Origin of the sequence: Shinella sp. JR1-6 (assembly GCF_004284735.1) — a bacterium.
Lineage (GTDB): Bacteria > Pseudomonadota > Alphaproteobacteria > Rhizobiales > Rhizobiaceae > Shinella.
This window is the reverse complement of the sequence record NZ_SHMI01000012.1, coordinates 161,601-174,960: the sequence shown is the minus strand read 5'-3', so window position 1 is coordinate 174,960 and position 13,360 is coordinate 161,601. Positions and strand designations below refer to the sequence as shown.

At 63.9% G+C, this 13,360-nt stretch carries 16 protein-coding genes; 9 read left to right on the top strand and 7 right to left on the bottom strand.

Annotated elements, in window-relative coordinates; genetic code table 11:
• From EXZ48_RS20850 to deoA, 5 genes are read left to right on the top strand one after another with little or no spacing between them, the layout of a single operon-like run.
• A complete protein-coding gene (locus EXZ48_RS20850; protein ID WP_023515046.1) occupies positions 1-972 on the top strand; it encodes an ABC transporter permease in 972 nt (323 codons plus the stop codon).
• 3 nt (positions 973-975) lie between these two features.
• Positions 976-1,368 (top strand): cytidine deaminase, encoded by a 393-nt coding sequence (locus EXZ48_RS20845; protein ID WP_130518008.1) that lies wholly within the window; start codon positions 976-978, stop codon positions 1,366-1,368.
• Positions 1,365-2,177, top strand: a complete 813-nt coding sequence (locus tag EXZ48_RS20840) for a purine-nucleoside phosphorylase (RefSeq protein ID WP_023515048.1) — start codon at positions 1,365-1,367, stop codon at positions 2,175-2,177. Before EXZ48_RS20845 ends, EXZ48_RS20840 begins: the two co-directional genes overlap by 4 nt.
• Positions 2,170-2,946 carry a deoxyribose-phosphate aldolase gene (deoC, locus tag EXZ48_RS20835; RefSeq protein ID WP_130518007.1) on the top strand — a complete coding sequence of 259 codons (777 nt, stop codon included), beginning with the start codon at positions 2,170-2,172 and terminating at the stop codon, positions 2,944-2,946. The genes EXZ48_RS20840 and deoC overlap by 8 nt, the downstream gene beginning before the upstream one ends.
• 1 nt (position 2,947) lies before the next feature.
• Positions 2,948-4,261, top strand: coding sequence for a thymidine phosphorylase (gene deoA / locus EXZ48_RS20830; protein WP_130518005.1), 1,314 nt, complete (start codon positions 2,948-2,950; stop codon positions 4,259-4,261).
• Here deoA and EXZ48_RS20825 read toward each other — a convergent pair.
• From EXZ48_RS20825 to EXZ48_RS20795, 7 genes are all read right to left on the bottom strand, one after another.
• On the bottom strand, positions 4,251-4,787 hold the full coding sequence (locus EXZ48_RS20825; protein ID WP_023515051.1) for a TIGR02281 family clan AA aspartic protease: 537 nt from the start codon (positions 4,785-4,787) through the stop codon (positions 4,251-4,253). The two genes, deoA and EXZ48_RS20825, sit on opposite strands and share 11 nt — an antisense overlap.
• 125 nt (positions 4,788-4,912) lie before the next feature.
• Positions 4,913-5,542, bottom strand: coding sequence for a uracil phosphoribosyltransferase (gene upp / locus EXZ48_RS20820; RefSeq protein ID WP_023515052.1), 630 nt, complete (start codon positions 5,540-5,542; stop codon positions 4,913-4,915).
• Positions 5,543-5,647: 105 nt separating this feature from the next.
• Positions 5,648-6,604: an adenosine deaminase gene (locus tag EXZ48_RS20815; protein WP_371687669.1), complete on the bottom strand. Its 957-nt coding sequence runs from the start codon at positions 6,602-6,604 to the stop codon at positions 5,648-5,650.
• Between the two features lie 8 nt (positions 6,605-6,612).
• Positions 6,613-7,842: a phosphopentomutase gene (locus EXZ48_RS20810; RefSeq protein ID WP_130518001.1), complete on the bottom strand. Its 1,230-nt coding sequence runs from the start codon at positions 7,840-7,842 to the stop codon at positions 6,613-6,615.
• Positions 7,843-7,961: 119 nt separating this feature from the next.
• Entirely contained in the window at positions 7,962-8,573 is a 612-nt protein-coding gene (locus EXZ48_RS20805; RefSeq protein ID WP_245462234.1) for a TadE/TadG family type IV pilus assembly protein, read from the bottom strand.
• On the bottom strand, positions 8,573-9,163 hold the full coding sequence (locus EXZ48_RS20800; RefSeq protein ID WP_037408207.1) for a TadE/TadG family type IV pilus assembly protein: 591 nt from the start codon (positions 9,161-9,163) through the stop codon (positions 8,573-8,575). The genes EXZ48_RS20805 and EXZ48_RS20800 overlap by 1 nt, the downstream gene beginning before the upstream one ends.
• Positions 9,164-9,287: 124 nt before the next feature.
• Positions 9,288-9,701: a pilus assembly protein N-terminal domain-containing protein gene (locus EXZ48_RS20795; protein ID WP_130518000.1), complete on the bottom strand. Its 414-nt coding sequence runs from the start codon at positions 9,699-9,701 to the stop codon at positions 9,288-9,290.
• 323 nt (positions 9,702-10,024) lie between these two features.
• Here EXZ48_RS20795 and EXZ48_RS20790 point away from each other — a divergent pair, with 323 nt between their 5' ends.
• From EXZ48_RS20790 to EXZ48_RS20775, 4 genes are all read left to right on the top strand, one after another.
• Complete coding sequence (locus EXZ48_RS20790; RefSeq protein ID WP_050742768.1) at positions 10,025-10,204, top strand: Flp family type IVb pilin; 180 nt, start codon at positions 10,025-10,027, stop codon at positions 10,202-10,204.
• Positions 10,205-10,363: 159 nt separating this feature from the next.
• Positions 10,364-10,870, top strand: a complete 507-nt coding sequence (locus tag EXZ48_RS20785) for a prepilin peptidase (protein ID WP_130517997.1) — start codon at positions 10,364-10,366, stop codon at positions 10,868-10,870.
• Between the two features lie 110 nt (positions 10,871-10,980).
• On the top strand, positions 10,981-11,787 hold the full coding sequence (cpaB, locus tag EXZ48_RS20780) for a Flp pilus assembly protein CpaB (RefSeq protein ID WP_130517995.1): 807 nt from the start codon (positions 10,981-10,983) through the stop codon (positions 11,785-11,787).
• A gap of 59 nt (positions 11,788-11,846) precedes the next feature.
• Positions 11,847-13,349, top strand: coding sequence for a type II and III secretion system protein family protein (locus tag EXZ48_RS20775; RefSeq protein ID WP_081870667.1), 1,503 nt, complete (start codon positions 11,847-11,849; stop codon positions 13,347-13,349).
• Positions 13,350-13,360 lie beyond the last annotated feature (11 nt).

Sequence of the window (13,360 nt, the reverse complement as noted above, 5' to 3'; positions counted from 1 at the left end):
ATGGACTTCTTTCAGGTCTTCATCGAGCTGGCCCAGTCGACCGTCCGCGTCTCCACGCCACTGATCCTTGCCGCGCTTGCCGGTCTTTTCACCGAACGGGCGGGCATCTTCGACATCGGCCTCGAAGGCAAGATGCTGGGCGCCGCCTTCGCGGCGGGCTCCGTTGCCTACATCACGCAGTCCGTGACGATGGGGCTTCTTGCCGCCGTGCTCGTCTCCGTGCTGCTCTCGCTGGTCCATGGCTATGCCTCGATCACCCAGCGCGGCAGCCAGATCGTCTCGGGCGTCGCGATCAATTTCGTCGTCGCCGGCTCCACAGTCATCCTCGGCGAAGCCTGGTTCCGCCAGGGCGGGCGTACGCCGGCTTTGACGGAGGACGGGCGCTTCGGGCGGATCACGCTGCCCTTCGCGGATGCGGTGCGCGACGTGCCGGTCCTCGGGCAGATCTATTCGGGCCTGCTTTCCGGCCATTCGCCGCTGACCTATTTCGCCTTCCTGATGGTGCCGGCCAGCTGGTGGATCCTTTACCGCACGCGCTTCGGCCTTCGCCTTCGCGCTGTCGGCGAAAACCCGGGTGCGGTCGATACGGCCGGTATCTCGGTGATCTGGCTGCGCTACCGTGCCGTCATCTGCTGCGGCATCCTGTGCGGCATCGCCGGGGCCTATCTCTCGCTTTCCGCCAATGCCGGCTTCACCAAGGGCATGACGGCGGGCAAGGGCTATATCGCGCTTGCCGCCCTCATCTTCGCCAAGTGGCGGCCGAAGAGCATCCTCTTCGCCTGCTTGCTCTTCGGTTTTCTGGATGCCTTCGCCATCCGCTACCAGGGCTATGCCTTCCCGCTGATCGGCAAGGTGCCGGTACAGTTCATGCAGGCGCTGCCCTATATCCTGACCGTGATCCTGCTCGCAGGCTTCATCGGCAAGGCCATTCCGCCGAAGGCCGGCGGGGTGCCCTACGTCAAGGAGCGATAAAAAATGTCCCACGACCTCTTCGAGGCGGCGCGCGCCGCGATGGCCTTCGCCCATGCGCCCTATTCGAAATTCCCCGTCGGCGCGGCGATCCGCGCCGAGGACGGAAAGATCTACGCCGGCGCCAATATCGAGAACCTTTCCTTCCCCCAGGGGTGGTGCGCCGAGCCGACCGCGATCAGCCACATGATCATGGCCGGCAACAAGAAGATCGTCGAAATGGCCGTCATCGCCGAAAAGCTGCCGCTCTGCCCGCCCTGTGGCGGCTGCCGGCAGAAGATCGCGGAGTTCGCCACCGCCAGGACACCGATCTATCTCTGTGACGAGGCGGGTGTGAAGAAGACCATGACCATGGACGAGCTTCTGCCGTACAGCTTTGCGACGGATGTAATCGGATGAGCGCCGAAACCACGGAACTGCTGCGCGCCCGCCTCGGCGGCGTGCTGCCGCGTTACGGCATCGTGCTCGGCTCCGGCCTCGGATCGCTCGTCGAAGCAGTCGAGAACCCCCTGCGCATCGCGTACTCGGACCTGCCGAGCTTTCCCGTCAGTTCCGTTTCCGGCCATGCCGGCGAAATGGTCATCGGCACGCTCGGCGCGGTGCCGGTCATCATGCTCTCCGGCCGCGTGCACTATTACGAGCGTGGCGATGCCAACGCCATGCGCCCGCCCATCGAGGTGCTGAAGGGGCTCGGCGTCACGTCGCTGATTCTCACCAATTCGGCAGGCTCGCTGCGTGAGGACATGCCGCCCGGCTCGGTGATGCGGATTTCCGACCACATCAATTTTTCCGGCGCCAATCCGCTGATCGGCATCGACAGCGACGATCGCTTCGTCGGCATGACCAATGCCTATGACACGGCGCTTGCCGCGCGCATGGAGAGGGCGGCCGGGAAACTGGGGATCCCGCTGTCCTCAGGCGTCTACATGTGGTTCTCCGGCCCGAATTTCGAAACGCCGGCGGAGATCCGCATGGCGCGCGTCCTCGGTGCCGATGCCGTCGGCATGTCGACGGTGCCGGAAGTATTGATCGCCCGCCATCTTGGCCTTGACGTCGCCGCCGCCTCGGTCATCACCAATTTCGGTGCCGGCATGACGGGCGGCGAGCTCAGCCACCACGAAACCAAGGACATGGCCCCGGTCGGTGGGAAGCGGCTTGCCGCGATCCTTGCCGAAATGATCGCGGGTGGAGATGAAGACCATGCATGAAGACAGTATCAAGGCCACTGCGCAAAAGGCGCTCTCGCTGCTCGACTTGACGGACCTCAGCGACACCTGCGATGCCGCCGCCATCGACAAGCTCTGCGCCCAGGCGCAGACGCGCTTTGGAAACACGGCCGCAATCTGCATCTGGCCGCGGTTCGTGGCGCAGGCACGGGGCATCCTCGGCGCGGGCCATGCGGTGAAGATCGCGACCGTCGTCAACTTCCCCTCCGGCGACCTTGCTGTTGCCGACGTGCTGGCGGAGACGAAACAGGCGATCGCTGATGGCGCCGACGAGATCGACCTTGTCATCCCCTACCGCCCCTTCCTTTCAGGCAACGAGGCGGCGGTGAGCGAGATGGTGACGGCGATCAAGGCCGCCTGCACGCCGCCGGTGCGCCTCAAGACGATCCTGGAAACCGGCGAGATCAAGGATGCGGCGCTCATCCGCAAGGCGTCGGACCTTGCCATTGCCGCCGGCAGCGATTTCATCAAGACATCGACCGGCAAGGTCTCCGTCAACGCGACACTGTCGGCCGCCGAAATCATGCTGACGGCGATAAAGGACAGCGGCAAGCCGGCCGGCTTCAAGCCGGCGGGCGGCGTGCGCACTGTTGCGGATGCCGACGCATATCTCGCGCTCGCCGCCTCGATCCTCGGCGCGGACTGGGCGACACCGCAAACCTTCCGCTTCGGCGCCTCCGGCCTTCTCGGCGACATCCTCTCCGTGCTCGGCGGGCAGTCCGCACCGCCCCCGCCGCCCGCGAGCTACTAGCATGCTCCCGCAGGAGACGATCCGCCGCAAGCGGAACGGCGAGGCTCTCACCGCGGAGGAGCTCGCCCGCTTCATCGCCGGCCTCACGGATGGCACCGTCTCGGAAGGGCAGGTGGCGGCCTTCGCCATGGCGGTCTGGTTCAACGGCATGGCGCGTGAGGAGACCGTGGCGCTGACGCTCGCCATGCGCGATTCGGGCGATGTGCTCGACTGGTCGGATATCGACCGGCCGGTCGCCGACAAACATTCGACCGGCGGGGTGGGCGACAATGTCTCCCTCATGCTGGCGCCGATCGCTGCCGCGTGCGGGCTTGCCGTGCCGATGATTTCCGGCCGCGGGCTCGGCCATACCGGCGGCACGCTCGACAAGCTGGAAGCGATCCCCGGCTATACGATCATGCCCTCCGCCGACCGCTTCCGCCGCACGGTCCGAGAGGTCGGCTGCGCCATCATCGGCCAGACAGCCGATCTCGCGCCGGCCGACAAGCGCCTCTATGCCATCCGCGACGTCACCGCGACGGTCGATTCGGTACCGCTGATCACGGCCTCCATCCTGTCGAAGAAACTCGCCGCCGGCCTCCAGTCGCTGGTGCTCGACGTGAAGGTCGGCAACGGCGCCTTCATGGCGGATACGGGCGAGGCGGAGACGCTGGCGCGCTCGCTGGTCGCGGTCGCGAACGGGGCCGGAGTCACGACCGCCGCCCTCATTACGGACATGAACCAGCCGCTCGCGGATGCCGCCGGCAATGCCGTCGAGATCGCCAACTGCATCGCCTTCCTGAAGGGTGGGAAGGCCGGGACGCGGCTCGAACGCATCGTGCTCGCCTTCGCAGCGGAAATGCTGGTTCTGTCGGGGCTGGAACAGGATATCGCCGCGGCCGAAGGCCGGGCTGCCGCGGCTCTAGCCGGCGGCGCGGCGGCCGAGGCGTTCGGGCGCATGGTGCAGGCGCTCGGCGGCCCGGCCGACCTCATGGAGCGGCCGGAGGCCTATCTTGTGCCGGCCCCGGTCACACGGCCGGTCCTCGCCCGGCAATCCGGTTATCTTGCGGCCTGCGACACACGCGGCGTCGGCCTTGCCGTCATCGAGCTCGGCGGCGGGCGCAGCCGCCCGGACGAGGGGATCGACCATCGCGTCGGTTTCGACCGGCTGCTGCCGCTCGGCACGAAGGTGGAGAAGGGCGAGGAGATCGGCCGCGTGCATGCGTCGGATGCGGAGAGCGCTGCGCATGGCGTGGCGCGGCTTGCCGGGCTCTACCGGATCGCACCGGATGCACCCCTGCCGTCGCCGGATATCCTGACCCGCATCAGCGGGTGAGGTGCATCCGGCCGTCCTCGACACGGTAGGACGACAGCCCCTTCAGGAAGCTCATGCCGATCAGCGTGCCCGACAACGCCTTGTCGTCGAGCACCATGGCGCCGACATTCTCCATGCGCACCGGGCCGATCTCGACGCGGTCGAGGCGGACATAGGCGGCGCGCGCCTTGCCGTTCGCCGTATCGACGGCATAGCGGAAATCAAGATCCGCCTTGGCGATGCCGAGGCGTTGCGCCGTCGAGATGTTGATGGCGACCATGCTGGCGCCGGTATCGACCATGCCCTCTTCCTTGCGACCGTTGATGGCGAAGAGGCCGGTGAAATGGCCGCTCGGATCGGCGCTGATGACGGCACTGCGGTTGCCGGTGTAGCGCGCCGCATTCTTTCCGGTCTCCAGGGCCGCCTGTTCCACCTTCGCTTCGGGCGCCTTGGCGGTCGCGTCGAGATAACGGGTCGCGACGCCGGGCACGAAGGCCGCGGCTGCGACGACGGAACCGACGAGAAAGACAAGGCTGCGAACGAACATGGGACAGTCTCCGGGAGGATCTGTCCCGAAATAGCACGCATCCGGCTAACGGACGGCAAAAGGGGCACCCGTCGGCGCCCCTCTCCACGAACTTCGATGGGCTTGGTAAAGGATGGGTTAACCGCTCACTTCGTGCCGTACATGCGGTCGCCGGCATCGCCGAGGCCGGGCACGATGTAGCCCTTCTCGTTGAGCTGGCGGTCGATGGAGGCGGTGTAGACCGGTACATCCGGATGGTGCGCGCGGAAGCTCTTGATGCCCTCTGGTGCGGCGAGCAGGCAGAGGAAGCGGATGTTCGTCGCGCCACGGCTCTTCAGCGTGTCGATGGCGGCAATTGCCGAATTTCCCGTCGCCAGCATTGGGTCAACGACGATCACGAGGCGCTCGTCGATGCTGTCGGGCGCCTTGAAGAAATACTCGACCGCTTCAAGCGTCTCGTGGTCGCGGTAAACGCCGATATGGGAGACGCGGGCGGACGGCACCAGTTCCAGCATGCCTTCGAGCAGTCCGTTGCCGGCGCGAAGGATCGAGGCGAAGACCAGCTTCTTGCCTTCGAGCACCGGTGCGTCGATCTCTTCGAGCGGCGTCTCGATGCGCTGCGTGGTCAGCTCCAGGTCGCGCGTGACCTCGTAGCAGAGCAGGGTGGAGATTTCGCGCAGCAAGCGGCGGAAGCTCCCGGTCGAGGTCTCCTTCTTGCGCATGATGGTCAGCTTGTGCTGCACGAGCGGGTGATCGATGACTGTGACGCCGTCCATGGCCAACCTTCCGAGAATGAGTAAACGCTTCTTTTTCCACGGAACGGCGCAAGGCCGCAAGAGTGGAGAACACCCGGCCGGAAACATCCCCAGCCGGCTTACCCCTCAAAGCCGGGAAAGCAGCAGCTGGCGCGTCGGTTCATCGACGAAGGCAGCCTCGATTGCGGTTCGCGTCATGCCGAGAAGTTCACCATCACTGAAACCCATGACGGAGGACGCGATCTCGTATTCCCGGGCAAGCGAGGTGTGGAAGAAAGGCGGGTCGTCGGAATTGAGCGTGACGCGCACGCCAGCCTCGTGGAGGGCGCGCAGCGGGTGGCGCTCAAAGTCCGGGAAGACTTTCAGCGCCACGTTCGAGCCGGGGCAGACTTCCAGCACCACGCCCTCGTCTGCCAGCCGCTTTACAAGGTCGCCGTCCTCGATGGCGCGCACGCCGTGGCTGATGCGGGTGGGGCGAACATGGTCGAGCGCATCGCGCACGCTGAAGGCACCCGAAAGCTCGCCGGCATGGATGGTGATGCCGAGGTCGGCATCGCGGGCGATGTCGAAGGCGCGGGTGAAATCGGCGACGTGATGCATGCGCTCCTCGCCGGCAAGGTTGAAGCCGGAAATCAGCGGGTGCGGCCGGCGGGCGGCATATTCCGCCGCCTTCACCACCCGTTCCGGGCCGAAATGGCGGATTCCGACGATGAGGAGGCGCGTTTCGATGCCGGTCTTCGCCCTGGCCCGCTCGGCCCCTTCGGCCAGGCCGCGTATATAGGCATCGGCGCCGATACCGATGGTGTCACCCTGGTCGGGCGAGACGATCAGCTCGCTGTAGATGGCGCCGGCTTCGGCGATCTCGATGAGATAGGTCTCGGCGAGCAGCGCGTAATCCTCCTCCGTGCGGAAGAGGTTTGCCGTCGCATCGTAGCTTGCAACGAAGCTGGTGAAATCCTGCCAGGCATATTCGCCGTCGCGGATGAAGGCCGAGGTGTCGATGCCGTAGCGTTTCGCCTGGGAAAGGGCGAGGGACGGCGGGGTCGCGCCCTCGATATGGCAGTGCAGTTCCGCCTTGGGCATGCGTCTGGTCACAGAAAGCTCCTTCCATGCGGGCCCGGCGGAATGCCGAGATGGCGGGCGATGCTTTCGCCGATATCGGCGAAGGTGGTGCGGGTTTCAAGCAGGCGTGAGCGCAGGCCCGGGCCGAAGCTCATGATCGGCACGCGTTCGCGCGTGTGGTCCGTGCCGCGCCAGGTCGGGTCGCAGCCATGATCGGCAGTGAGGATGACGATATCACCGGGCTTCAGCTTGCGGTCCACCTCCGGCAGGCGCCGGTCGAAGGCTTCGAGTGCGGCGGCGTATCCCGCCACGTCGCGGCGATGGCCGTAAAGCATGTCGAAATCGACGAAATTGGTGAAAACGAGATCGCCGTCCGCGGCTTCGTCCATGACGTGGAGCGTCGCGTCGAACAGCGCCATGTTGCCGTTTGCCTTGGTCAGCCTGCCGATGCCCTGATGGGCGAAGATGTCGCCGATCTTGCCGACGGCATGTACGGTGCGGCCGGCCTCGGTCAGCCGGTCGAGCAGGGTCGGTTCGGGCGGCAGCACGGAATAGTCGCGGCGGTTGCCGGTGCGCTCGAAGGTTTCCGGCGTTTCGCCGACGAAAGGCCGTGCAATGACCCGGCCGATGCGCCCGCCCGGCCGCTCATCGAGAATCTGCCGCACCGTTTCGCAGAAGGCGAGCAGCCGGTCGAGGCCGAAGATGCGCTCGTGTGCGGCGATCTGGAAGACGGAGTCTGAGGAGGTGTAGCAGATCGGCTTGCCGCTGCGGATATGTTCCAGCCCGTGGCGGGCGATGATGTCGGTGCCCGAGGCGTGGCAATTGCCGAGAATGCCGGAGACCTTGCCGGCACTGCAGATGGCCTCGACGAGTTCAGGCTCGAAGGCGTCCCCTTCGGTCGGAAAATACCCCCAGTCGAAGGTGACGGGCGTGCCGGCGATCTCCCAGTGGCCGGAAGGTGTGTCCTTGCCGTTGGAAACCTCGCTGGCGGCGCCGTGGTAGCCGAAGACGCGCTGCGGCACGTCCATGCCCTGCGGGAAACGGCCGGTCGCGGCACGGGCGGCGTGCAGGAGGCCGAGTGCCGACATGTTCGGAAGTTTCAGTGGTCCCTGGCGGAGACCCGGCCGGTCGGCGACGCCAGCCGCGCAGAATTCCGCGATATGGCCGAGCGTATCGGCACCGAGATCCCCGAAGGCGGCCGCATCCGGGCCGCCGCCGATGCCGAAGGAATCGAGAACGAAGAGAAAGGCTCGTGCCATGGATCACCTGCCGTCTGCCCGTATCCGGCCTGCCGGTCGGATGGGTGGATGAACCGCCAGACATGGCATGGCGCTTGTACGCGGTTCAAGCGAAATCGCCGGATGAACGAGACGTTGGCTCAGCAGTCGGAGCAATCGATCTTCTTGCCGACACGCAGGCGGAAGTAGCTTGTCCGGCCGAGATTGATCTTGTTGAGATTCGAATCGAGATTCGGCGCGAGCAGCAGGATCGAATAGGGCACGGACAGTTCCGTGCGCACGATGAAGGTCTCCATGGCGCCGATGTCGCTTGGCAGCGGAACCGCACTACCCTTGGCATAGGGGACGTTTCCGGCCTGGTCGCGGGACCAGGCCACTGTTGCCTTGCCGTCAGCTGCAACCGCGACACCGGTGATCTTCAGCGTATAAGCGCTGTTGACGGGGAACGGCGCCACGATCTTGGCGACAAGATCCTTCATCGTGTCGAGCGTCGCCTTGTTGGTCGTTTCGCTCTGCGTCAGGAGGTCGGAAACGGTTGCCGACGCGCGGCTCACCTTGCGCGAGGCCGTGATGGCGACGGTCACCTCGAAGGCGCTTACATAGGCCATTATCAGCAGCGGTGCGACAATCGCGAACTCGATGGCGCCGACGCCGCGGCGATCCTGGATAAAATGGCGCAGGCGCAGCAGTACGCCGTGTCCGGTGGCCTGCAAGGTTTTCACGGCATCCGAAGGGGAAAGAACCATTCGCATCACGGATAGTCCTCATTCTGGACCACGGTCGTCGCCATCATCAGATAGTTCTGCCGGGAACCGTCGGCTGCGCGGATGTTGGAGATGTAGGGGCGGACGAGGTCCGTCACGATGTCCCAACGATAGTAGGCGCGTACGATATTGATGGTTCGCTTGCCGCCCGGGGCGATCGTGAAGGACGCGGTATCGAGATCTGTGCCGACGAGCGGAATGGTTTTGGGGATATCCGAGAACTTTGCGAAGCTTCGAACGTCGAGAAACAGTTTGTTGGCCTTTTTGATTTCTTCGGGGGAGCATGGCATCAGAATGGCAATCTCGTCGCAGAAGGCCTTCCGGAAATCCTCTTCCTTGATGTTGGAACGGATTTCCCCTGTCCTGATCTTGCGTGCGATGGTTTCCGTGGCGTTGGCGAGAAGCTGCTCTGCGGAAAAGGCGACGAAGGTCTCGATCGAAGCGAAGACGATCAGGAAGAAGGGCAGGCTGAGAAGCGCAACCTCAATAGCCGTCGCGCCGTCGCGCCGGGCAAGAAGGCGACCGAAAAGACCCTTCATTGGCCTCCGGCGTACAGGTGCATCATGATCGAGCGACATCGCGATCCGTTCCCAAATGCTGGACACGGGCGACAATAGGCCAGGGAACGTTTATATTTCGTATGCGTGATGCGGAAGAGTTGAAGGGTTTCCCGCATTCGGACGCCCGAAGCGGGACGTGGTGTCAGCCTCCGCTCTTGTTGCGGGCGACATGCTCTTCGCAATTGGGCGTGCAGGAGAGGACAGAGCGGTCCGTCTGCCGGAAGACGCGCACCGTGTTGCCTTCGTCGATCGACACGAGAATACGCTCATCAACGATAGCATTGCCGTCCGCATCGAGCAGAACCAGGTTGGTGGTTCCGAAATTACGACCAGTCAACACGATCGTCTGGGCATCGGCCACGGTCGCATCGGCGACGTCGGCATTGCCGATGATCACCTTGCTGACGGGGCGGTCGAGTTTAAGCACGCGGGCGTGGTCCATGTAGACGCGCATCAGCGGCTCTTCGGCAAGAGCGGGGAAAACCGCCGCCACCATGACAAAGGCGGCTGTTGCAAGCCTTGCGGCTACCGCCGTGAAAATCCAGTCGCGTCCCATAAACAGTCATCCCGGCGATAAAACACCGACAGCATCGCCGTGAATGGTGAATGAAGCTTTAAGCTACTCGCTAACCTTGTAGAATTATCTGTCGCACATTTTGACTGCTCTGCTCCGCAAGCGGGTTTAACAGTAGACAAAGATTCGCGCGCGTAGGGAGTTTTACCAAATGGTTACCATAAATTCGGCAATCGATCGGCAAGGTCTTGTTAACCGGTTTCCTTAAGTCGATGGAAATGGCTTGCCTGTAGGTTGCAGTCATCCGAACAACGGAAACAGTTGGCGGACGTGCTGAACCAACATCGTGGAGCTAGGAGAATACCATGACCAAGATTTTCGCTCGCCTTATGAAGGATGAATCGGGCGCCACCGCCATCGAATACGGCCTGATCGCTGCCCTGATTTCCGTTGCCCTCATCACCGGCGCAACCGCCCTCGGCAACTCGTTGGACACGACGTTCAGCAAGCTGGGCGGCAAGCTGACGACCGCCGTCGGCCCCTGATTGGTAGATGGGCATCGCCCTTATACGGAAAGCCGCCTGCAGAGGCGGCTTTCTGTTTTTGCGGCATTATCCTTTCCTAAAGGGATCGGGCGCATCCTGCCCCGGGGTAATTCTAGCAAAAGCATGAAGCGGTTTTGCGTTGCCAAAGAGACGAAGCACATGACCCAGGCCATCATCTTCGTGGTTTTCCCGCTCTGCCTTGCGGTCGCGGCCTTCTCGGATTTCCTGACGATGCTGATACCCAACCGGGTCTCGGCGATCCTGCTCGCCTCATTCGTCGTCGTGGCGCCTTTGGCCGGCCTCAGCCCGGCGGAGATCGCCACGCACTTTGCTGCCGGCCTCGTGGTCTTTGCTGTCTGCTTCACGCTCTTTGCTCTTAACGTGATGGGCGGCGGCGATGCGAAACTCCTGACGGCCAGCGCGGTCTGGTTCGGGCTCACCCATTCTCTCGTTGAATACCTCGTCTACGTCTCTTTCTTCGGCGGTCTGCTCACCATGGCGATCCTGTCTTTGCGCGCCAGCTCCGACCTGATCCTCGCCACCGGTCTGCCGGTGCCCGATCATCTGCTGAAAGCCAAGAAGGTGCCCTATGGTATCGCCATCGGTATCGGCGCCTTCGCGGCCTATCCCTCCTCGCCGCTGATGCTGGCGGCGCTCGGCCAGTGACGGGTCGTTAGGCTACGGTTAACCATACCCGTAAGTCAGCCATTAACCATAATTACACCATTGCCGGTCAATGTGGGCGGATAGAAAAGTCCGCAGCCCAGGGAAACCACATGAGACCGGCGCGAATCATCATTCTGGCAGTGGCCGTCGTTTCGGCCGGCGTCGCAGGGCTTCTGGCCCTGAAGGTCGCCGGTGGGGGCACGCCTGTCCAGCCGGAGGCTGTCGTCGAACGGGAGCCGACCGTCAACGTGCTGGTTGCAAGGGAAAGCCTGCCGGTCGGTGCGCGGCTCAATCCGGAAACGATCGCCTGGACGGCCTGGCCGGAAGGCTCGGTCGCCGAGGGTTTCATTACCGACCAGAACCAGCCGGACGCGATGGAAAACCTCAACGGTGCCATTGCCCGCATGCCGATCTTCAACGGCGAGCCGATCCGCCAGGAGAAGATCGCCGATTCGAGCAACCGCATCATGTCGTCGCTGCTGCCGTCGGGCAAACGGGCGGTCGCGACCGAAATCTCGGTCGCGACGGGCGCCGGTGGTTTCATCCTTCCGAACGACCGCGTTGACGTCATCATGGTGCGCAAGAGCTCGGAAGGCTCCTACATAACCGAGACTGTCCTGTCGAATGTGCGCGTGCTCGCCATCGACCAGCAGATCCAGGAAAACGAGGACGGTTCGAAATCCGCCGTCGGCACCACTGCGACACTGGAGCTTACACCCGACCAGACCAAGGTGATCGCCGTCGCCCAGCAGATGGCCGAGCGTCTGTCGCTGGCGCTGCGCAGCATCGCCGATGCCCAGGAATCCGATACCGGCGCGGCCGACTACCTTCTCAGCGGTGGCGATGGCATGCCGATCATACAGGTGATCAAGACCGGTGAAATCGTAAACGGCGGCGAGCCCGCAGCCCAGAAGTGACCAGGAGCTGACCCGTGTTTGGAATCACAAGGACTTTTCGGGCTTCTGTCGCCGGTGGAATGAGCCTCTGCCTGGCGCTTTCCGGCCTGCCGGAGATCGTGTTGACCGGCACGCCGGCACGTGTCGCCGAGGCGGCGACGGCCTCCGTCATCCGCATCAACGATGCCGGGCCCGGTGCTCGCAAGGCTGTCAAGCTGGGCCTCAACAAGGCGATCGTGGTCGACCTTCCGACAGACGCGCACGACATCCTCGTCGCCGACCCCGGCAAGGCGGATGCCGTCACGCGTACGTCACGCCGCATCTATCTGTTCGGCAAGGAAGTGGGCCAGACCAACATCTTCATCTTCGGACCGGGCGGCGAGGAGATTGTCAGCATCGATCTTACCGTCGAGCGTGACATCGATGGCCTGCAGGCGAACCTGCGCCGCTTCATCCCGGACTCCGACATCCAGGTCGAGATCATCTCGGACAACATCGTGCTCAACGGCACGGTGCGGACCCCGCAGGACGCCGCCCAGGCGACGCGTCTTGCCGAGATCTTCCTGAGGGGCGGTGAAGCAACGACCCGCAACATCACGGCTCAGGGCAACAACGGCGATGCAGCGATCTTCGGCGAAGTGCGCCAGCGTTCGCAGGTCGTCAACATGCTCAAGATCGACGGCGAGGACCAGGTGACGCTGAAGATCACCGTGGCGGAAGTCAGCCGCCAGGTGCTCAAGCAGCTTGGTTTCAACGGTTCTGTCAAGGGATCGAACGGCGGTATCTCCTTCCGCAACCCGACCAATCTCGGTGGTGCGGCGGACTGGGTTTCCAACGGCGCAGCCTCCGGCACGATCGGCGGCCTTGCTCTTGCCAGCAGCATGAGCGCCATGGAACAGGCCGGCGTGATGAGAACCCTTGCCGAACCGAGCCTGACGGCGATCTCGGGCGAAGAGGCGCGCTTCTATGTCGGCGGTGATTTCCGTCTCCCGACGGAACAGACGATCGACGGTGGCGACGAAAGCAAACCCCCTACGGTCACCCGCAGCCTCACCGAGGTCGAATACGGCATCCGCTTGAACTTCCGCCCGGTCGTGCTCTCGCCCGGCCGTATCAGCCTGCGTGTCGAGACGGAGGTATCCGAACCGACCTTCGAGGGCTCGGCAACCTATGGCGGCGTCCACAGCATTCCCGGCATGACGGTGCTCGGCATCCGGCGCCGCGAGGCCACGACGAGCGTCGAACTGCCGTCTGGCGGCTCGATCGTCATTGCCGGCCTCGTCAAGGACGATATCCGCCAGGCGGTTTCCGGCCTGCCGGGTCTTTCGAAGATTCCGATTTTCGGCACGCTGTTCCGCTCCAAGGACTTCGTGCGCAACGAGACGGAAATGGTCATCATCGCCACGCCTTATCTCGTGCGGCCTGTCGCGCGCAGCGCGCTCCAGCGTCCTGATGACAATTTCAACGCGACCAACGATGCGGCGAGCTTCTTCCTCGGCAAGGTGAACAAGGTCTACGGCCGCAAGGAAGACGCCATGCCGGCGGGCAACTACCACGGCTCCATCGGCTTCATCTACAAGTGACGGGACGGGAC